Origin of the sequence: Amycolatopsis sp. NPDC059657 (genome assembly GCF_042734395.1) — a bacterium.
Classification (GTDB): Bacteria; Actinomycetota; Actinomycetes; order Mycobacteriales; family Pseudonocardiaceae; genus Amycolatopsis.
Genome location: NZ_JBHWEB010000063.1, coordinates 12,071 through 29,465, shown reverse-complemented (window position 1 = coordinate 29,465; position 17,395 = coordinate 12,071). Strand labels below are relative to the sequence as shown.

Genomic DNA, 17,395 nt, shown 5'->3' with positions numbered 1-17,395 from the left:
CGATCCCTAGTTGTCCACAGGGTGGGGACAACATGGGGACAACTCGAACACGCGTTCGTAGCCGGTCGTGTTCGAAGGATTCACCTCGAATCTTCCGCCCGGCTCAGTCTCCAGAGATGCCCCAGAGCGCCAGCTCCACGGCCGTGCCGTTTTCGTAGAGCAACGCGCACGTCGCGCTCCAGCGCGGCGCCAGGTAGAGAAGGTCGGCGTTCTGCTCGCGTTCGTAGTCGGCGATCGTGGGGTCCTCGGTGCCGAACGCGGCGATGAGCTGGGCGGAGGTGAGCGGCCGGATGGTGCCGAAGTCGTCAGGGTCGTCGGCCGCGATGAACCGGGAGACGTCCAGCGCCGAGTGGGTGCCGCATTCCTGCGTCATCTCGTTCGCCATCAGTTCCTCGACGGAGGCGGGGTGCGGTTCGTCCTCTTCCCAGAGGTAGTCACGCTCGAGGAAGATCCGCTCCCGGATCTCGTGCAACGTCTTCATCGGATCGCCGTCGAACTTGCCGCGATACGTCCAGTACGAAGCCCCCATGGGCCACCTCCTCGTGTGCTTCGCCGCAGCGTAATCGCCGCCACCGACAAGACCAGGGCCTTTGCCGCTGACAATGGCCTGGCCGACGCCGCTCAGCCGGGCAAGCCGCCTGAAGCGATCGGGCCCGCCGGGGGTGGCTACCGCCTCATTGCCCCTGAGCGCGCGCGGCGATCCGGGCCTGGACCTCCGGGCGGCGCAGCGGCGGGACCGTCGCGGGCGGCTGGCGGCGCGGCGGCAGCTCGTTCAGCAGGCGGGTGCTGATGGCGGTGATTTCGGCGACCGCCGCTTCGAACGCCTCGCGGGTGCTGTCGGTGACGGTCTGCACGCCGCTGATCTTGCGCACGTACTGGCGTGCGGCCGCCTCGATCTCCTCGGCGGTCGCGGACGGTTCCAAGCCACGAAGTGTGGTGATGTTCCGGCACATGCACCCGAGGATAGGCGGGAAATCAGCCCAGGGTGACTCGGCATTGCTGCGAACCGACGCCGACGACATCGCCGTTGACCAGCTGACGGCCGCGCCGGATCTCGGGTTCGCCGTTGACGGTGACCTCGTCGGCGTCGAGTAGGTCCTTGGCGTGGGTGCCGTCTTCGGCGATGCCGGCCAGCTTGAGGAACTGGCCGAGACGGATGGGTTCGCCGGTGATCGGTACGTCCACGATGGGCTTCATGGACGCATCATCTCAGCCCAGCGCGGTGCTCTGCGCGTACAGGCTCTGGACGTCGGTGTCGAAGTAGCTGCTGTAGGAGGTGTCGGCCTCGTCGCCGCCGAACTGGTAACCGCCGATCACACCGATGACAGTGCCCAGCTTGGTCGCCGGATCGGCGCCGGTGACCCACGGGGCGCCGCTGGTGCCGTCCGGGAAACCCGCGCAGTCGACACGCATCTGGAACTCCGACTCGCGGGCGGTCGTGTTCGTGCAGACCACGGGCGCCTCGGCGTCGTCCGGATAGCCGGTCATGGTGATCTGGTTGTCGAAGCCGCGGGCGACGCCGAGTTCGTTCGCGCCGGTGACGCTCTCGATCGGGTGCGGGTTGCCGTTCTGCCGGACGGTGATGAAGCCGACGTCGAGGTCGGGGTCCGACGACTCGATCCAGCCCGGCGAGACCAGCGTCTTCACGGCCGTCCACATGCCGTACGGCGCGACGCCGTCGTGGTAACCCGGCGCGAACGAGATGTCGTCGATGTAGTCGCCGCCCTCGCCTTCGTGGAGGCAGTGCGCGGCGGTCAGCACCAGGTCGCCGGCGTCGCTGTGGACCACACTTGCGGTGCAGTAGTGGCCGTCGCCGGAGAACAGCGCACCAATCGGTGCCAGGCCGGCCGGCACCACGGGCGCGGCTTCGGCGGTGGCCTCGGGCCCGCCTTCACTGGCTCGCGGAGCGATCTGCGGGGTGGGTGTCTCGATGACCGGAACTTCGGCGACCGGCACGTCGTCCGGCTGGAGGATGACCGCGGAGCCCGCGATCGGCAGCGCGACCAGCGCGCAGACGAGCACGAGGAGAACCGGCCGCGGCACGCGCATGGTTACTCCTTCCCCGTCCGGCAGGTCGTTGAAACCAGATCACCATAGGGCGGACGCGGAAAACACCTGCGCCCGGCTGATGCACAGCAACCTCACAGCTCGACGGCGCGGTCCGGGTCGAGTGTGATGCCCTGTTCGCGCAGCACCGCGTCGAGCGCGCCCCAGGTCATGGTGGCCAGGTGCGTGACGAACTTGTCCTTGGGCATCGTGCGGGTGCGCATCCACCACTCAGTCGCCGCGCCGACCGCCCCGACCACGGCATACGCGCTCGGATCCGCCAGCTCGGCGTCGAGATCGGTGGCGCTCAGGAACTCCTTGAGGACGTTCGCGATGACGCCCGCGATCTCCTTGCCGCTCTCCATCAGCGGTTCGGAGTCGGTGCGCATGAGGAACTTGAAGACGTTCGGGTACTCGTCGACGACGTTGACGTACGCCTCGAGGCCGCGCCGGATCGTCACGCGCGGCGCGTCGCGCAGGTTCATGTTGGGCAGCAGTCGCTGCCAGAGGATCTCGCCCATCCGCTCGGAGACGGCGCCTGCCAGGTCCGACTTGGCCGCGAAATGCCGGTAGAGCTTGGGTTTGACGGTGCCTGCCTCGGCGGCGATCTCGTCCATGCTGACTTCGGGTCCGTGTTCCGCGAGCGCGCGGAAGGCCGCGTCGACGAACTCCCGGCGCAGCGCGAGCTTGTGTTCGCGCCAGCGCTCGGTGCGAGCGTCCGTCCGCTGACGGTTGACACTCCCGGGCATGCGTTGGATAGTACCGGAAGTATCACGTACTGCTGGTACTGGCTACTTCAGGTAACAGGGGTTCAATGATGACCGCACCTGACAAGGAGAAAGTCGCCCGGCGCCTGCTCACTTCGTCGGCCGACCGCTACTACGACCCTGAAGTCGACATCGACTGGGACGCGCCGTGGGCGCCAGGCGTCCCGTTCATCCCCGATCACCGGATCACCCTCTACGGCACCGAGCTGTGGCAGGAGATGACTCCGGAACAGCGCCTCGAGCTGGGCAAACACGAGGCCGTCAGCATGGTCAGCTACGGCATCTACGCCGAGGCCGCGCTCATGCACATCCTGCTGCGCCTGGTCACCGAGGGTGACCCGGCGACGCCCAGGGTGCGCTACACGCTGACCGAGATCGGCGACGAATGCCGCCACTCGACGATGTTCGCCAGGTTCATCGAGAAGTCCGGCATCCGTGCCTATCGCCAGCCCCGCGTGGCCGCGCGGGCGATGAAGTTCATCTCGCTGCTGCCGGTCGGGCCTGCCAGTTACGGCCTGGCGCTGCTGATCGAGGAGATTCTCGACCGCGGCCAGCGCGAAAGCATGAACGACGAAAACGTCCAGCCGCACATGCGCATGCTGAACCGCATCCACGTGCTTGAAGAGGCCCGCCACATCAGCTTCGCGCGCACCGAGCTGGTACGCAGCGCGGCCGAGCTGAACCGGTTCGAGCTGTTCGTCAACCGGATGGTCGTGGCGATCGCCGCGAATCTCGTCGCGATCATGCTGATTCACCCGCGCGTGTACAAGGCGGTCGGCATCCGGCCGCGCGACGGCCGCCGCGCCGCGCTGAAGAACCCGCACTACCGGCAGACGCTGGCGTTCATGGCCGAGAAGCTCATCGCGTTCTTCGAGGAGTCCGGGATGCTCAAGGGGCGGCTCGTGCGTGCGCTCTGGCGCCGCTCCCAGCTGATGCCGAGGGCGGCTCGATGACCGCGCTGCCGTCGGAAAGCGTTACGCAGCAAAGGAATCGGTTCATCACGAGCGACGGCGTGGCGCTGCACGTCGTTGAATCGGGACCGGCCGCGCCGGTGACGGTGGTGCTCGCGCACTGCTGGACCTGCGATCACACGTCATGGGACGACGTCGTCGCAGCGCTCGGCCCGGAAGTCCGGGTGCTGCGCTACGACCATCGCGGGCATGGGCGTTCCGGTGCAGGCGAGCCGTCGATCGCGAGGCTGGGCGATGACCTGGCCGAGCTGATCGAGCAGCGAGCCGCTGGAAAGGTCGTGCTCGCCGGGCATTCGCTCGGCGGGATGACGATCATGGCGCTCGGCGAGCGGCACCCGGAGCTCGTCCGGCAGCGGGTCGCGGGCGCGGTGTTCGTCGCGACCAGCGCGGGGCCGTTCCGGATGAGACCATGGATGCTGAAGCTGGAACAGGTCGCCGCTTTGCGTACGGCCAGGCGTGATCCACGTGCTCGGGCGCTGCCATCAGTGCTGCTGCGGCCGTTGCTGTTCGGCGCTCGTCCACAAAGGACCGCGGTGGCCGAGACCGCGAGGCAGATGGCTCGCGCGCATCCGGCGAGCATGGCCAGGTTCCGTGGTTCCATCCTGCGGCACGACCGGGTCAAGGCGCTGAGCGTGTTTCGCAAGATTCCGGCCGCGGTGCTGGTCGGCGACGTCGACAAGCTGACTCCGCCGAGCACGGCGCGCGCGATCGCCCGCGCGCTGCCCGCGGCCGAGTTCACCGTGTTCCCTCGTACGGGACACATGCTGCCGTACGAACGATCCGCCGAGGTGGCGGCCCGGATCTGGAGGATCGCGCATGCCTGAAGTGATCATCATCGGCACCGGGTTTTCGGGGCTGGGTATGGCCATTCAGCTCAAGCGGCAGGGACGGAACGACTTCGTCCTGCTCGAAAAGGCCGACGATATCGGCGGAACCTGGCGCGACAACAGCTATCCCGGCTGCGCCTGTGACGTGCCATCGCACATGTACTCGTATTCCTTCGAGCCCAAGGCCGACTGGTCGCGCGCGTACTCGAGGCAGCCCGAGATTTGGGACTACCTCAAGGAGTTGACCGATAAGTACGGCCTGCGCGAGCACATCCGGTTCGGCGAGGAGGTGACCTCCGCGAGGTGGGAAGACAACCAGTGGGTCGTCGGTACCTCGAAGGGTGAATACCGCGGGCAGTTCCTGGTCGCGGGCGTCGGCGCGCTGCACATCCCGAACATCCCCGCGCTGCCCGGCATCGAGCGGTTCAAGGGGCACTCGTTCCACTCGGCGACCTGGGACCACGAATACGACTTGCACGGCAAGCGCGTCGCGGTGGTCGGCACGGGCGCTTCGGCGATCCAGTTCGTGCCGGAGATCGTCGGCGAGGTTTCCGAGCTGCACCTGTACCAGCGGACGCCGCCGTGGGTGCTGCCGCGCGGCAACGGCCGGATCAAGGAGTCGACGCAACGGCTCTTCGAGCGGGTTCCGTTGGTGCGCAAGGCTTACCGCAACGCCGTCTATTGGGCGGCCGAGTCGCTGGCCGTCGGTTTCAACGGTCACCCCGGCATCCTCAAGGTGGGGGAGTACTTCGGCAAGCGGCACATCGCGAAGCAGATCGCCGATCCGGAGTTGCGGCGGAAGGTCACGCCGGACTACACGCTGGGCTGCAAGCGCGTGCTCGGCTCGAACAAGTACTACCGGGCGCTGACCAGCGGTCATGTCGACGTGATCACCGACGGCATCCAAGAGGTCCGCGAGCACTCGATCGTCACGAGCGGCGGTGTCGAGCGCGAGGTCGACGCGATCATCTACGCGACCGGGTTCCACGTGACGGACTCGTTCGACTACCTCGACATCAAGGGGCGCGAGGGCGTCGACCTGGCTTCGAAGTGGCGTGACGAAGGCATCCAGACCCACCTCGGGATCACGGTCAATGGGTTCCCGAACGCGTTCTTCCTGCTCGGCCCGAACACCGGGCTCGGGCACAACTCGGTCGTGTTCATGATCGAATCGCAGATCCGGTACGCGCTCGACGCGATGCGGATGGTGCGGCGCAGCCGTGCGGAGGCGTTCGAGGTGCGGGCGAGCGTGCAGGCCGCGTTCAACGACGAGATCCAGCGCAAACTCGCGAGCGGGGTGTGGAGCACCGGCGGCTGCACGAGCTGGTACCTCGACTCGAAAGGCGTGAACCGGACCATCTGGCCCGGTTTCACCTGGCAGTACTGGCTGCGGACACGCAAGGTGGACACCGGTGACTTCGAGCTCACCGGGTCACGGGCACGCAAACTGACGGGAGTTGCTTGATGAAACGGTTGGCCGGCAAGGTCGCGGCGATCACCGGAGCGGGTTCGGGGATCGGCAGGGCACTCGCGCTGGCGCTGGCCGAGCGCGGTATGCGGCTGGCGCTGTCCGACATCAGCCTCACCAGGGTCGCGGAAACGGCCGCACTGTGCGAAAAAGCCGGTGCCGAGGCGAAGGCGTACGAGCTGAACGTCGCCGACCGGCAGGCCGTGCTCAGTCACGCCGACGAGGTCGTCGCCGACTTCGGCGTGATCAACCTGGTCGTCAACAACGCGGGTGTCGCGCTGCAGGCGACGGTCGAGCAGATGCGCTGGGAAGACCTCGACTGGGTGATGAACATCGACTTCTGGGGCGTCGTGCACGGCTCGAAGGCGTTCCTGCCGCACCTCATCGCCTCGGGCGACGGGCACCTGGTCAACGTGTCGAGCGTGTTCGGTTTCGTCGGCGTGCCAACGCAAAGCGCGTACAACGCGGCGAAGTTCGCGGTACGCGGGTTCACCGAGTCGCTGCGCCAGGAGATGCTGATCGCCAAGCGCCCGGTGAAGGTCAGCTGCGTGCACCCCGGCGGTATCCGCACCAACATCGCCCGCGACGCCCGCGGAACGGAGGCGGGCGACGCGGAGAAGTTCGCCCAGATCGCCCGCACCAGCCCCGAAGGCGCGGCGCGCGCGATCATCCGCGGCGTCGAGCGCAACCGCCCGCGCATCCTGATCGGCGCGGACGCCTATGTTCTCGACGCGATCCCCCGCCTGCTCGGCCCGTACTACCAACGCCCACTGGCCCTCTTGGCCCGCCTTGGCGTCCGAGTCTGAGACAGGATAAAGCGGGCTTTATCCCGGGGTGGGATAAAGCCCGCTTTATCGCGTTTAGATGGCTACGTAGTGGGTCCAGACGCAGAGGGGCTCGCCCCACTCGACCGAGACCCAGGCGGTGACGTTGCCCGCCCACACTGAAACGTTGTTGACCCGCATACGTGCGGCGCCGAAGAACTCCGAACCGCTGGTGCCTGCCTGGACGACGGTCACCGCGACGGCCTGGCCGTCATAAGCGCCCAGTCCGGTGAGGTTGAGGTGGAAGTCGCCCTTGACCCCGCACCACAGGTGCCGGTAGGAGATCGCACCCAGCGTGCCCGCGGTGCGGACCTGGTCCAGGTGCGCGGCTTCGGTCCGCTGACCGATGACCTTGCTCGAGTCAGGCTGGGCCGCCACATCGGCGGAGGTCGCCGAGGCGACCCCGAAGAAGCCGCTGATCAGCAAAGCGAAAGCCGCCAGCAGGGTGATGAGCTTGGATGATCTTTTCACGTGATTTCCCCTCGATCCGTATCAACCAGGACGATTCGAGCATCCGCTTCGCAGATACAAAGTTCGCACGAGGTAGATACACGGAAAGCGATTGCCCGTTGGGGTGACCATGCGTGCAGGAGTGTTGCGTTTGGTGTGCTGCCTGCGATCCTGCGTTCAGTTGGCATTGCGAAAGACAGTGGGGTGGCTGTGGAGTTTCGCGTGTTGGGACCGCTCGAACTAAGAGCGGCGGACAGTATCATTCCGGTGAAAGCACCGGGCCGAAGATCTTTACTGGCCGCGTTATTGCTGGCTCCGAATCAGGATGTCAGCGTATCGAGGCTGGTAGACGTCATCTGGGGGCACAATCCACCGTCATCGGCGGTGGCGAACCTGCGCAGCCAGATCGCCGCATTACGCCGTATACTGTCCTCAGTGGACGGTGGAGTGGCCAGGCTGGAGACGAGGCCGGGCGGCTACCTCATGGTGGTGCGTCCCGGAGAGCTGGACTTGACGGTCTTCAAAGACCTTGTCCGCCTTGCCAGGCAAGCATTACGCGAGTCCAGGCATCCGGAAGCCGTGGAACTCTTCGGCCGCGCGCTCGGCCTCTGGCGCGGCGAGCCACTGGCCAACGTCGCGCTGCTCGGCGGCGCCGAGGCCGACCTCGCCCGCCTCGGCGAAACCCGCCTCGCCGTGCTCGAGGACTACCTCCGAGCTCGCCTGACCTGCGGCGAACACGCCGACGTCGCCGGTGAACTCCAAGGCCTGGTCGTCGAGCACCCGCTCCGCGAATCCCTCTGGGCACTGCTCGTCCACGCCCTGCATCACGCGGGCAGGCGCGCCGAAGCCTTGCTCGCCTATAACCGTGCGCGCACCCAGCTGGCCGACGAACTCGGCCTGGATCCCGGGCCTGACCTGCGCGAAGCCCATGCCCGCCTTCTCGCGGGTGACCCTCTCCCTCGCTGAATCCGAGTCTTTCCTGGGGCTCGCTCGGGGTTTGGGTTTGTTGGGGTGGAACCAGGGCGGTCCCGTATGAACATTTCCGCAGCGACCCACCACCCCACCCGACCCAATGGAACCCAAACCCCACAGCCGAGAGCGACCTTCCAGCAGGAGAAAGTCCAGCCAAGCCTTGAACCCCGGGCACGGGTCCCGCCCGCTGCTGAAAAAAATCCCAATGTGGCTTTCGTCAGCTCAGAGCTGACGAAAGCCACATTGGGACGCTGAAACCTGACGAAAGCCGCATTCGGGGTTTCACAGGAGTTGGAGCGAGGAGACGAGCCAGCGGGAGTCGTGGTGCTCCAGGGTCATGAGGACCCGGTTCCGGTCCACGCGGGGGTCTTTGGTCGCCGCGTTGGTGACCGATTGGTCGACGAACAGCAGGACCTCGGCCCGGTCGACCGTCGCGGACTTCAGGCCGGACTCGACGACCGTGCCTCGTGCGGTCGCCTTCGCCTCTTGGATCAGCTGGCGTAGGGAGCCGGAGGCGCCCGTGTACTGGTCCTTGAACTCGCCGGTCGCGCCGTCGAGGACGTCCGCGAAGTTGCGGTCCAGGTTCTGGAAGTCGTACGTCGTCACCGTGACCGCGTAGGAGCGGGCGGTCGCCAGTGCGGCGTCGCCCGCGGCGGTGGCGTCCGACTTCGTCTTGTACTGCCAGGCGAAGAACGCACCGGCGGCGAGCACTGCCAGTGCCAGCACTGCGAAGCCGAGCTTGCGGACCGGGAACGGGCGCTTTTCCTTAACCTCAACGGCTTCTTCTTCGAGTACGTCCACGGCGATTCTCCTTACTGGCCCAGCAGCTGCGGATAGCGGGTGAACCATGTCGTCACCTCCGGAGCGGCGGCGGGAACAGGAACCGGTACAGGCAAAGGTCCCCCTGGGCGTGGCGCGTTCTGGGCGCCGCGTTGCTGCACCGTCACGCGGGTGTCGGTGCAGTGCACGTCGAGCGGGGGAGGAGGGCTGCCGCCGATGGTCGGCGGGCGGCGTGGGGTGTGGTAGTCGCAGCCGGCACGCGGGTAGGCGTCGACCAGTGTCTGGATCGCGCCGCCGCGGACGATCGCCGCCAGTGCGTCGCCACCATGCGCGAGTTCGGGCAGGAACGCGCTGATCGCGGGCAGCCGCATGCTGACCACTTCGCTGACGGTCGACAGGTCGCCGAGCAATGCCGCCATGGTCGGCTGGTTCTCCTTGATCAGCCCGTCGACGAGGTCGAAGGCCGCCGGGCTGTGGTCGAGCAGTGTGCGGATCTCGGGATCGGATTTCCGCAGCTGGTCGCCGAGCCGGACGCCTGCCGTGCCGAGCCGCGCCAGTTCGTCGGTCAACCCGTTCGCGGTGTCCAGCACGACCGACGAGTTGTTGAGGATGCTGACCGTCTCAGGCAGTACTCCTTCGAGGCCTGCGAGCAGGAAGTCGCCGCCGTCCAGCAGCTTCTTCAAGTCGGGGCCTGCGCCGTTGAACGCCTTCGCGAGCTCGTCGATGACCAGCGTCAGTTTTCGCGGGTCGACCTGCCCTGCCAGGCCGTTCACGTGGCCGAGTAGCTGCGCGAACGGCGTCGGCGTGCTCGTGTTCTTCTCCTCGATCACCGCGCCGTTCGCCAAGAACGGCCCGGCGTCGGTCCGCGGCCGAAAGTCCAGGTACTGCTCACCCGCCGCTGAAAGACTCGCGACGACGGCCTCGGTGTCGGCGGGGATCTTGGCTGTGGAGTCGACCTCGATGTCGACGGCCACCCCGCCGGGCACCAGCTGGATCTGCTTGACGTTGCCGACCCGGTAGCCGCGGAACGTCACGTCCGAGCGCCCCAGCAGGCCGCCGGACTGCGCGAGGTTCACCCGCATCGTCATGACTTCCGCGGTCGGGTCGATGCGGACCACGCCGAGCAGCAGATACGCCAGCCCGACGGCGAACACCGTCAGCAGGCCCACGGTCGACAGCCAGATCCTCATCGCGGTCCACCCAGCTTCCTGATCAGGTCGCTGATGTTGTCCGAGATGGTGCCCAGCGCGCCGTTGAGATCGTCGGGCCCCAGCACGGGCAGGTTGGTGATGCCCGCGAACCGCGCGATGCCGACGCCGGATTCACCCTTGGTCGCGCCTTCGACGAGCTTGCCGAGCATGACCAGGCTCCGCAACGTCGGACCGAGATTGTCTTTCAGCGCGCCGAAACCGTCGAGCACCGGACCCAGATCACGCAGCATCGCCTTGAGGTCGGCACTGGTCTGGCCGAGCACGCGCGCGCCGGTGTCACCCGCGTCCGCGACCTTCGTGAGCACCTCGGTGAACCGCCCGGTCTGCTCGGAGAGCACCTGCAACGCGGGCGTGATGTCCGCCAGTGCCGCGTCGATCGTGCCCTGCCGTTCGACGGCCAAACCACTCAATGCCTTGGTGGAAGCCAAGATCCGGTCGATGTCGGCGGTGCGGGCGGTCAACGTCTTCAACGTCGTGTCCAGCTCGCCGATGAGGTGACGTGTCTGGTCGGCCTTGCCGTCGAGCGCGGCGTTGACCTCGTGTGTGATGGTCTTGAGCTGCCCCAGTCCGCCACCATTGATCAAAGTGGACAGTGCGGCCAATGTGTCTTCGACGGTCGCCGCCGACGAGGTCGAGTCGACACCCAAGGTCGCACCAGGCGCCAGCGCCCGCCCCTTGCCGCGATGCAACGCGACGAAGACATCGCCGAGCGGCGTGGCTTGGCGCAGCTCGGCCGTCGTGCCTTCCGGCAGCGAGACGGCCTTCTGCACCACCATCCGCACCCGCGCGGTGAAGTCCTTGGCGCTGATGCTCTCGACCGTCCCGATCACCACACCGTCGAGCTTCACCCGCGCCTTGTCCGGCAGGTTCAGCGCGTCGGTGAACACGGCGTTCAGCTCGTAGGTCTCACCTTCGACATCGCCGCCGGGCAGCGGTAGATCGGCGGCGGTGACACTGCAGCCTGCCAGCAGGAGCACGGACGCGAAAGCGGCGAGGACTCTCATTTCTTCGTCGCCCCCAGCAGCAGTTCGGTCATCCCGAGATCCGGCCCGAAGTCGCCGAGCTTGCCGGAGCCGCACCCGGGCAGCCGCACGCCGACGCGTCCACAAAGGATGTTGATCAGCTGACCGTCGAGCAGCATCTCGGCCGGGTCGATGTGCACTCGCAGCTGCCCGGTCGCGGGGTCGGCCGCGTTGGCGAGATTCTGGAACAGGAGCGGCAGCACGTCAGCGGACTCGGCGAGCTGACGGGTGTGGTCGCTGAGCGTCCCGGTGGTGACTTTGAGGCCGCGCAAGGTGTTCTGCGCGGTGTCGCGGTTCTCGCCGATGAGCTTGACCGCTTCGTCGAGCAGGCCGTTGAGCCTGGTCAGCGCGTCGCCGAGAGCCGGAGCGTCCTCCGCGAACAGCTCGCTCGCCTGCGTCAGGTTCTGCGTGAACGACGTGATCACGGCCTGGTTGTCCGCGGCCGCCTTGGTCAGTGTGTCGACGTTCTTGATCAACCCGGTCAGCGCGTCACGCTTGTCGGTCATCGAGTCGACCGCCCCGGACAACGCCTCGACGGTCGCCCGGATCTTGTCGCCGCTGCCCGCGAGGTTGTCGGCGGCGACGTCGGTCGCGTCCTTGAGCACCCCGGTCTTCGACAGTTCACCGGCGAGCGTGTCGACGGCCTTGATCACGCGGTCGATCTCGACCGGCGTCCGCGTGCGATCCAGCGGGATGAGGTCGCCGTCCCGCATCGTCGGCCCGCCGCGATACGCGGGCGTCAACTCGACATGTCGATCGGTGACCACGGACGGCGAGACGGTGACCGCGCCAGCGCCCGCCGGGACCTTCGCGTCGGCGTCCAGCTCCAGCTCGACCTGCACGGACGTCCCGCGCGGCTCGATCTTCGTCACCTTGCCGATCGGGATGCCGAGCATCGCCACGTCGTTGCCGACGTACAGCCCGACGGCATCCCTGAACTGCGCTTTCACCGTGATGTGCGGTGACTCCACCGCCGCGCAGGAGCTGGTCACCACCGCCGCGACGGTGCCCAGCACGAGGACGAGTGCTTTCATTTGCACCCCTTGACCGCGCCGGTGAGGCACAACAGGTTGTCGGGGAAGATCGCGTACGGCAGGTTGATCGTGAGGTAGTTGCCGTCGCCGACCGAGTTGGTGAGATAGCGCGCGGCGGGCGCGAGCAGCTTCAGCGCCTCGCCGACGGCCGCGTTGTTGCGCTTCAGGATGTCCGTGACTCCACCGAGGTTCGCCAGCAGCGGCTGCAGTTGCGGGCGGTTGTCGTTCAGCAGGCCTTGCAGCTGAGTGGTGAGCTGCTGGAAATCCGTCAGGATGTTCGTGATCAGTTGCTTGCGTGCGACGAGCTTCTTGAGCAGTACGTCCGCCTGGCCCATCAACGCGAACACCTGCGTCCGATTTTCGTTGAGCAGCTTGGTGATCCCGTCCGCGCTCGAGATGAGCTGACTGATCTGCCCCTGCCGCTTACTGACCACTTCGGACACTTGCGACAGCCCGTCGAGCGCCTTACGGCCTGCTTCCGGGGTGCCGCGGAACGTGTCCGTCAGCACCTGCAACGAGTCACGCAGCTTCACGGCGTCGATCTGCTCGACGGCCGGCGTGCCTGTCTGCAGCACGTTCTGCAGGTCGAACGGCACCGAAGTCCGCGCCAGCGCGATGCGATCCGACAGGTCACCCTCGCCGAGCGGCGAAAGTTCGAGGTACCGCCCGCCGAGCAGCGTCGCGAGCTTGATCGACGCGCGCGTGGCCGTGCCGAGGTGCACGCTCCGGCGCGTCCGGAACGACACGACGACCTTGTCCCCGTCGAGCCTCGTCGAGGTGACCTCGCCGACGCCCATGCCCGCGACGCGCACCTCGTCACCAGAGCGGATACCGCCGGAGTGCGCGAATTCGGCTTCGTGGCGCGCATCCCCGAGGCCTAGCTCGCCGAACGCGACCGACCCGGCGACCAGCAGCGCGATCACCGCGGCTCCGATCACCCCGACCCACAAGGGATTCCGCGACTTCAGCCAGGCCATCATCGGCACACCTCCGTGTGCTTGTCCCCGCCAAGCTTCGGCAAGATCCCCGAAGGCAGCGGCGCGAGATTGATGTCGATCGCGCAGGCGTAGAGGTTCCACCACGAGCCGTAATGGCTGATCCGCGCGAGCCCGGCCAGGAAGCCCGGCAGGCCCTGCAGCGTCGCTTCGACGGTCGGGCCTTCCTTGAGGAACAGGGCCGCGACCTGGTTGAACTTGCCGATGTCGTCCTTCAGCGCAGGCCGGATGTCGCCGATCAGCCCGGTGATCGCGCCGCTGACCTTGTCGATGCGCTCGACCGCCCCGAAGATCGGGTCGGCGTTGGCGGCGAGGCCGTCGACGAGCTTCTTCGTCTGCCCGACGAGTTGCTGCAGCTGATCGCCCTTGCCGGACAAATGGTCCAGCACGCCGGTCAGATTCGTGATGACTTGGCCGATCACGTCATCGCGCGACGCGATCGCGCTGGTCAGCTGCGAACTCTGGGTCAGCAGGCTGGTCAGCGCCGGGCCTTCGCCCTGCAGGACGCGCACGATGTTCTCCGACAGCCGGTTGACGTCGGCCGGTTCGAGCATCGAGAACAGCGGCTCGAAGCCGTTGAGCAACGCGGTCAGGTCGAGCGAAGGTTCGGTGCGCTCGGGCGGGATGCGGGCGCCATCGGTGAGCGGTTTCGCTTGTCCCGCACCGGGAAGCAACGCGAGATAGCGTTGGCCGACCAGGTTCTGATACCGGATCAGCGCACGCGTGTTCTCGAAGATGGGCTGGTCACGCTGCACCGAGAAGCTGACCTCGGCCCGCGTGTCGACGAGTTCCATGTCCTCGATGCGGCCGACCTTGACTCCGGCGATCCGGACGTCGTCGCCGACCTTGAGCCCGGACACATCGGTGAATTCCGCGCTATAGCCGTAAGTCTCACCGCTGACCGTGTTCTGGAGCGTGGTCCAGATCAATGTCGTCGCCATGATCGCGACGACCGCGAACACGACGAGCTTGATCAGCGGACCTCGGACGCTCATCGCGGGACCACCACCGTCAGGCCGCGCAGGATCGGCCCGAGCAGCAGGTCGCCGAGCGAACCGGTGCCGCCGATCAGGTTGTTGAGCTGCTCGATCTCCTGCGGACTGCCGACCGGCCCGACCGTTCCGCCCTGCGGCACGACCTCGGGCGTTTCGTCGGGGACCGGCGCTGGTGGCGGCAGTGGGTTTTCGAAGCGACGACCGCAGTTCGGGCCGTTCATGCCGGGGTACCGCGGGCAGTCGGCGGGCGTGTAGAGGTGGAACGGCGACAGCGAGATGACCAGGTCGATCGTGAGCTTGCCACCGGGGAACGCGCCGGACACGGCCGTCGCGCCGCGGCCGAGCGCGTCGAACGACACCGGGATCGCCCCGCTCTGCTTGGAGATCGTGCCGACGATCGGGCGGCTCTGCTTGATCACCGTGATCACGCGGTTGGCGTTGTCGTTCATGAACCCGCGCACGGTGTCGACGGCCACCGCGCCACCAGCCAGCGAGGCCGCGAGCTGCTGTTGTTTGTCCACAATGGTCTTGGTGGTGACCAGCGCGCTGTCCACCGTGTCGAGCAACGCGGGCGCCGTGCGCTGGAGGCCTTCGAGCGCGGAGGCCAGCGCGGTGACGTCGTGGCTGAACGTCCCGCTCTGGGCGTTCAACGCGGTCAGGTAGCCGTCGAGCCGACTGACCATGTTCCCGAGCTGCTCACCGCGCCCGGACAAAGCCTGCGAAATCCCGGTCAGGGCGGCGTTGACCTTGGACGGCTGGACCGCCGTGAGGATGTCCTTGAGCTTGGTCATCGCGGTCTGCAGCTGGACGGTCTCCTGCGAATCGTCGCTGGTGATCACGGTTTCGGCGGTCAACGACGTGGTGTCGCCCGGCGAGGGCACCAGCTCGACCGAAGGCGACCCGAAGATGTTCGTCGGCACGATCCGCGCCTTCACCGAAGCCGGGATCCCGCTGACCTGCTCCGGTCGCAGCCTCAGATGCACGACATGGCGCGCGGTGCCCGCCTGCGATTCGACGGCGGCGACCGTGCCGACGAGCACGCCTCGCACCTTGACGTCCGAGCCGACCGGCAGCCCGTCGCCGACGTCCGAAACCACCGCGGTGGCGGCGAAATCGTCACGGAACGCGCCACGAGACTGCAGCAGAAGAAAGGTCCCGATCAGCAGGAGAACGGCCAGGTAAACGACCCCGCGCACGGCCAGTGTCGCGGCGCGCGGTCCTCGTCCGGAGGGGTCGATGTAGGTCATCCCGAGATCCGCACTCCCGGGTCGAAGCCCCAGAACGCCAGCGTCATCAGCATGTCCAGCACGACGATCACGATGATGCTCGCGCGGATCGCCCGGCCGGACGCGACGCCGACACCCTGCGGGCCGCCGGACGCGTAGTAGCCGAAATAGCAGTGGATCAGCGTCGCCACCACGACGAATGTGACCGCCTTGACCACGGACAGGAACACGTCCATCGGCACCAGGAAAGCCTGGAAGTAGTGAAGATACGTGCCCGACGACTGGCCGTAGAGCCCGCTGAGGATCAGCTGGGTCGCGAGGTAGTTGCCGGCGAGCCCGACCGAGTAGAGCGGGATGATCGCGAGGAACCCGGCCAGCATCCGCGTGGTCACCAGATACGGCAGCGGCCGGATCGACATCGACTCCAGCGCGTCGATCTCCTCCGAGATCCGCATCGAGCCGAGCTGCGCGGTGTACCGGCAGCCCGCCTGCGCGGCGAACGCGACCGCGGCGATCAGCGGCGCGATCTCGCGCGTGTTCCCGTACGCCGAAACGAAACCGGTGAGCGGAGCCATGCCGAGGATGTCGAGCGCGTTGTAGCCCTCGATGCCGACGGACGCGCCGGTGAACACGGCCAGCAACGCCATCACGCCGATCGTCCCGCCGCCGACGATGATCGCGCCGCTGCCCCAGCTGATGTCCGCGAGCAGCCGGAACACCTCGGCGCGATAGTTCTTGAGCGTCAACGGGATTGCGGCGAACGCCTTCACGAAGAAGGTGATCTGGTGGCCCATCCCGACGAGCGCGTCGTATGGCTTCCCTGCCACGGCCGTGATCGGCCGGGGGATGACGGGATGCTTCGAGCCGACGGCCATCACGCGATCCTTTGCGGGAACAGCACGGCGTAGAGCTGCGTGATGATCACGTTCACCGCGAAGAGCAGCACGACCGACAGCACGACGGCCGCGTTGACCGCGTTGGCGACGCCTTTCGGCCCGCCGCTGGCGGTGAGTCCCTTGTACGAGGCGACGACCGCGACGATCCCGCCGAAGATGACCGACTTGAGCTCGGCGAGGATCAAGTCGGCGGGCTGCGCGAACGCGGCGAAGGTCGCGACGTAACTGCCGGGCGTGCCGCTCTGCACGAGGACGTTGAACACGTAACCGGTGACGACGCCGGTGAACGAGACCATGCCGCACAGCAGCACGGCGACCAGCAGCGTCGCGGCGAGCCGGGGTGCGACCAGTCGTTGCACGGCGGACAGGCCCATGGTCTCGAGCGCGTCGATCTCGTCGCGGATCTTGCGGGCGCCGAGGTCGGCGCAGATCGCGGAGCCGACGGCACCGGCGAGCAACAACGCGACAACGATCGGAGCACCCTGGCGGATCACGCCGAGCCCGTTGGCCGCGCCCATGAACGAGGTCGCGCCGACCTGCTGCGAAATGCTGCCGACCTGCACCGAAACGATCACGCCGAACGGAACGGCGACGAGCAGCGTCGGCACCATGGAAACGCTGGTGATGAACCAGGCCTGCCGGACGAATTCCTTCCAGGGGAAGCGCTTGTGCGGGATGTAGCGCAGCGCGTCGACGGCGAGCACCAAGACCCTGCCGAAGGTGACGAACGATTTCGGCACCCGCTCCAGGATCTGCATGCGCTCACCTCCAGGATCGGTGATATTGACACATCGTCAACTACTCGGCAACCTCAGGTGGTCGGTGCTCCAAATGTGTCCTGGGTCATAGTGGCACATTAGAGACTGACACGTCATTCTGTACAGACCAAAACAGCGACGCGGAACGCGTCT

The 17,395-nt window shown here is 67.0% G+C and carries 20 protein-coding genes; 5 read left to right on the top strand and 15 right to left on the bottom strand.

Annotation, left to right across the window (positions count from 1 at the left end; genetic code table 11):
• Nucleotides 1-103: 103 nt before the first annotated feature.
• The 5 genes from ACFV15_RS29325 to ACFV15_RS29305 form a co-directional block, all read right to left on the bottom strand.
• A complete protein-coding gene (locus ACFV15_RS29325; protein WP_378354143.1) occupies nucleotides 104-529 on the bottom strand; it encodes a hypothetical protein in 426 nt (141 codons plus the stop codon).
• A gap of 145 nt (nucleotides 530-674) precedes the next feature.
• Nucleotides 675-953: a DUF2277 domain-containing protein gene (locus tag ACFV15_RS29320; RefSeq protein WP_378354141.1), complete on the bottom strand. Its 279-nt coding sequence runs from the start codon at nucleotides 951-953 to the stop codon at nucleotides 675-677.
• A gap of 22 nt (nucleotides 954-975) precedes the next feature.
• Nucleotides 976-1,197 (bottom strand): RNA-binding S4 domain-containing protein, encoded by a 222-nt coding sequence (locus tag ACFV15_RS29315; protein WP_378354139.1) that lies wholly within the window; start codon nucleotides 1,195-1,197, stop codon nucleotides 976-978.
• Between the two features lie 12 nt (nucleotides 1,198-1,209).
• On the bottom strand, nucleotides 1,210-2,049 hold the full coding sequence (locus ACFV15_RS29310) for a trypsin-like serine peptidase (protein WP_378354137.1): 840 nt from the start codon (nucleotides 2,047-2,049) through the stop codon (nucleotides 1,210-1,212).
• Nucleotides 2,050-2,141: 92 nt separating this feature from the next.
• Nucleotides 2,142-2,795, bottom strand: a complete 654-nt coding sequence (locus ACFV15_RS29305; protein ID WP_378354135.1) for a TetR/AcrR family transcriptional regulator — start codon at nucleotides 2,793-2,795, stop codon at nucleotides 2,142-2,144.
• Between the two features lie 68 nt (nucleotides 2,796-2,863).
• On the opposite strand from ACFV15_RS29305, the gene ACFV15_RS29300 reads away from it, so the two are divergent.
• Genes ACFV15_RS29300 through ACFV15_RS29285 form a run of 4 tightly spaced genes read left to right on the top strand, consistent with a single transcriptional unit; the run spans nucleotide 2,864 to nucleotide 6,885 of the window.
• Nucleotides 2,864-3,766 (top strand): diiron oxygenase, encoded by a 903-nt coding sequence (locus tag ACFV15_RS29300; protein ID WP_378354133.1) that lies wholly within the window; start codon nucleotides 2,864-2,866, stop codon nucleotides 3,764-3,766.
• The gene (locus tag ACFV15_RS29295; protein WP_378354131.1) at nucleotides 3,763-4,608 is read left to right on the top strand and encodes an alpha/beta fold hydrolase; all 846 of its coding nucleotides are present in this window, start codon (nucleotides 3,763-3,765) and stop codon (nucleotides 4,606-4,608) included. The genes ACFV15_RS29300 and ACFV15_RS29295 overlap by 4 nt, the downstream gene beginning before the upstream one ends.
• A complete protein-coding gene (locus ACFV15_RS29290; protein ID WP_378354129.1) occupies nucleotides 4,601-6,076 on the top strand; it encodes a flavin-containing monooxygenase in 1,476 nt (491 codons plus the stop codon). Before ACFV15_RS29295 ends, ACFV15_RS29290 begins: the two co-directional genes overlap by 8 nt.
• Complete coding sequence (locus ACFV15_RS29285) at nucleotides 6,076-6,885, top strand: SDR family NAD(P)-dependent oxidoreductase (protein WP_378354127.1); 810 nt, start codon at nucleotides 6,076-6,078, stop codon at nucleotides 6,883-6,885. The genes ACFV15_RS29290 and ACFV15_RS29285 overlap by 1 nt, the downstream gene beginning before the upstream one ends.
• A 54-nt stretch (nucleotides 6,886-6,939) precedes the next feature.
• Here ACFV15_RS29285 and ACFV15_RS29280 read toward each other — a convergent pair whose 3' ends face one another.
• A complete protein-coding gene (locus ACFV15_RS29280; protein WP_378354125.1) occupies nucleotides 6,940-7,374 on the bottom strand; it encodes a hypothetical protein in 435 nt (144 codons plus the stop codon).
• A 414-nt stretch (nucleotides 7,375-7,788) separates the two neighbouring features.
• Here ACFV15_RS29280 and ACFV15_RS29275 point away from each other — a divergent pair, with 414 nt between their 5' ends.
• Nucleotides 7,789-8,319: a BTAD domain-containing putative transcriptional regulator gene (locus ACFV15_RS29275; RefSeq protein ID WP_378354123.1), complete on the top strand. Its 531-nt coding sequence runs from the start codon at nucleotides 7,789-7,791 to the stop codon at nucleotides 8,317-8,319.
• A gap of 288 nt (nucleotides 8,320-8,607) precedes the next feature.
• Here the strand turns inward: ACFV15_RS29275 and ACFV15_RS29270 are convergent, their stop codons facing one another.
• The 9 genes from ACFV15_RS29270 to ACFV15_RS29230 are packed head-to-tail and all read right to left on the bottom strand — an operon-like array spanning nucleotide 8,608 to nucleotide 17,242.
• Nucleotides 8,608-9,126 (bottom strand): hypothetical protein, encoded by a 519-nt coding sequence (locus ACFV15_RS29270; RefSeq protein WP_378354121.1) that lies wholly within the window; start codon nucleotides 9,124-9,126, stop codon nucleotides 8,608-8,610.
• An 11-nt stretch (nucleotides 9,127-9,137) separates the two neighbouring features.
• On the bottom strand, nucleotides 9,138-10,295 hold the full coding sequence (locus ACFV15_RS29265) for an MCE family protein (RefSeq protein ID WP_378354119.1): 1,158 nt from the start codon (nucleotides 10,293-10,295) through the stop codon (nucleotides 9,138-9,140).
• A complete protein-coding gene (locus ACFV15_RS29260) occupies nucleotides 10,292-11,320 on the bottom strand; it encodes an MCE family protein (RefSeq protein WP_378354117.1) in 1,029 nt (342 codons plus the stop codon). The genes ACFV15_RS29265 and ACFV15_RS29260 overlap by 4 nt, the downstream gene beginning before the upstream one ends.
• Nucleotides 11,317-12,372 (bottom strand): MCE family protein, encoded by a 1,056-nt coding sequence (locus ACFV15_RS29255; RefSeq protein WP_378354115.1) that lies wholly within the window; start codon nucleotides 12,370-12,372, stop codon nucleotides 11,317-11,319. Before ACFV15_RS29255 ends, ACFV15_RS29260 begins: the two co-directional genes overlap by 4 nt.
• The gene (locus tag ACFV15_RS29250; RefSeq protein WP_378354113.1) at nucleotides 12,369-13,352 is read right to left on the bottom strand and encodes an MCE family protein; all 984 of its coding nucleotides are present in this window, start codon (nucleotides 13,350-13,352) and stop codon (nucleotides 12,369-12,371) included. The genes ACFV15_RS29255 and ACFV15_RS29250 overlap by 4 nt, the downstream gene beginning before the upstream one ends.
• The gene (locus tag ACFV15_RS29245; protein ID WP_378354111.1) at nucleotides 13,349-14,362 is read right to left on the bottom strand and encodes an MCE family protein; all 1,014 of its coding nucleotides are present in this window, start codon (nucleotides 14,360-14,362) and stop codon (nucleotides 13,349-13,351) included. Before ACFV15_RS29245 ends, ACFV15_RS29250 begins: the two co-directional genes overlap by 4 nt.
• The gene (locus tag ACFV15_RS29240; protein ID WP_378354109.1) at nucleotides 14,359-15,609 is read right to left on the bottom strand and encodes an MCE family protein; all 1,251 of its coding nucleotides are present in this window, start codon (nucleotides 15,607-15,609) and stop codon (nucleotides 14,359-14,361) included. The genes ACFV15_RS29245 and ACFV15_RS29240 overlap by 4 nt, the downstream gene beginning before the upstream one ends.
• Nucleotides 15,606-16,463 carry an MlaE family ABC transporter permease gene (locus tag ACFV15_RS29235; protein WP_378354107.1) on the bottom strand — a complete coding sequence of 286 codons (858 nt, stop codon included), beginning with the start codon at nucleotides 16,461-16,463 and terminating at the stop codon, nucleotides 15,606-15,608. The genes ACFV15_RS29240 and ACFV15_RS29235 overlap by 4 nt, the downstream gene beginning before the upstream one ends.
• On the bottom strand, nucleotides 16,463-17,242 hold the full coding sequence (locus ACFV15_RS29230; protein ID WP_378354105.1) for an MlaE family ABC transporter permease: 780 nt from the start codon (nucleotides 17,240-17,242) through the stop codon (nucleotides 16,463-16,465). The genes ACFV15_RS29235 and ACFV15_RS29230 overlap by 1 nt, the downstream gene beginning before the upstream one ends.
• Between the last annotated feature and the right edge of the window lie 153 nt (nucleotides 17,243-17,395).

Coding starts and splice junctions, on each gene's coding strand:
- ACFV15_RS29325 (WP_378354143.1), bottom strand. CDS start 529: ATGGGGGCTTCGTACTGGACGTATCGCGGCAAGTTCGACGGCGATCCG.
- ACFV15_RS29320 (WP_378354141.1), bottom strand. CDS start 953: ATGTGCCGGAACATCACCACACTTCGTGGCTTGGAACCGTCCGCGACC.
- ACFV15_RS29315 (WP_378354139.1), bottom strand. CDS start 1,197: ATGAAGCCCATCGTGGACGTACCGATCACCGGCGAACCCATCCGTCTC.
- ACFV15_RS29310 (WP_378354137.1), bottom strand. CDS start 2,049: ATGCGCGTGCCGCGGCCGGTTCTCCTCGTGCTCGTCTGCGCGCTGGTC.
- ACFV15_RS29305 (WP_378354135.1), bottom strand. CDS start 2,795: ATGCCCGGGAGTGTCAACCGTCAGCGGACGGACGCTCGCACCGAGCGC.
- ACFV15_RS29300 (WP_378354133.1), top strand. CDS start 2,864: ATGACCGCACCTGACAAGGAGAAAGTCGCCCGGCGCCTGCTCACTTCG.
- ACFV15_RS29295 (WP_378354131.1), top strand. CDS start 3,763: ATGACCGCGCTGCCGTCGGAAAGCGTTACGCAGCAAAGGAATCGGTTC.
- ACFV15_RS29290 (WP_378354129.1), top strand. CDS start 4,601: ATGCCTGAAGTGATCATCATCGGCACCGGGTTTTCGGGGCTGGGTATG.
- ACFV15_RS29285 (WP_378354127.1), top strand. CDS start 6,076: ATGAAACGGTTGGCCGGCAAGGTCGCGGCGATCACCGGAGCGGGTTCG.
- ACFV15_RS29265 (WP_378354119.1), bottom strand. CDS start 10,295: ATGAGGATCTGGCTGTCGACCGTGGGCCTGCTGACGGTGTTCGCCGTC.
- ACFV15_RS29260 (WP_378354117.1), bottom strand. CDS start 11,320: ATGAGAGTCCTCGCCGCTTTCGCGTCCGTGCTCCTGCTGGCAGGCTGC.
- ACFV15_RS29255 (WP_378354115.1), bottom strand. CDS start 12,372: ATGAAAGCACTCGTCCTCGTGCTGGGCACCGTCGCGGCGGTGGTGACC.
- ACFV15_RS29250 (WP_378354113.1), bottom strand. CDS start 13,352: ATGATGGCCTGGCTGAAGTCGCGGAATCCCTTGTGGGTCGGGGTGATC.
- ACFV15_RS29245 (WP_378354111.1), bottom strand. CDS start 14,362: ATGAGCGTCCGAGGTCCGCTGATCAAGCTCGTCGTGTTCGCGGTCGTC.
- ACFV15_RS29240 (WP_378354109.1), bottom strand. CDS start 15,609: ATGACCTACATCGACCCCTCCGGACGAGGACCGCGCGCCGCGACACTG.
- ACFV15_RS29235 (WP_378354107.1), bottom strand. CDS start 16,463: ATGGCCGTCGGCTCGAAGCATCCCGTCATCCCCCGGCCGATCACGGCC.
- ACFV15_RS29230 (WP_378354105.1), bottom strand. CDS start 17,242: ATGCAGATCCTGGAGCGGGTGCCGAAATCGTTCGTCACCTTCGGCAGG.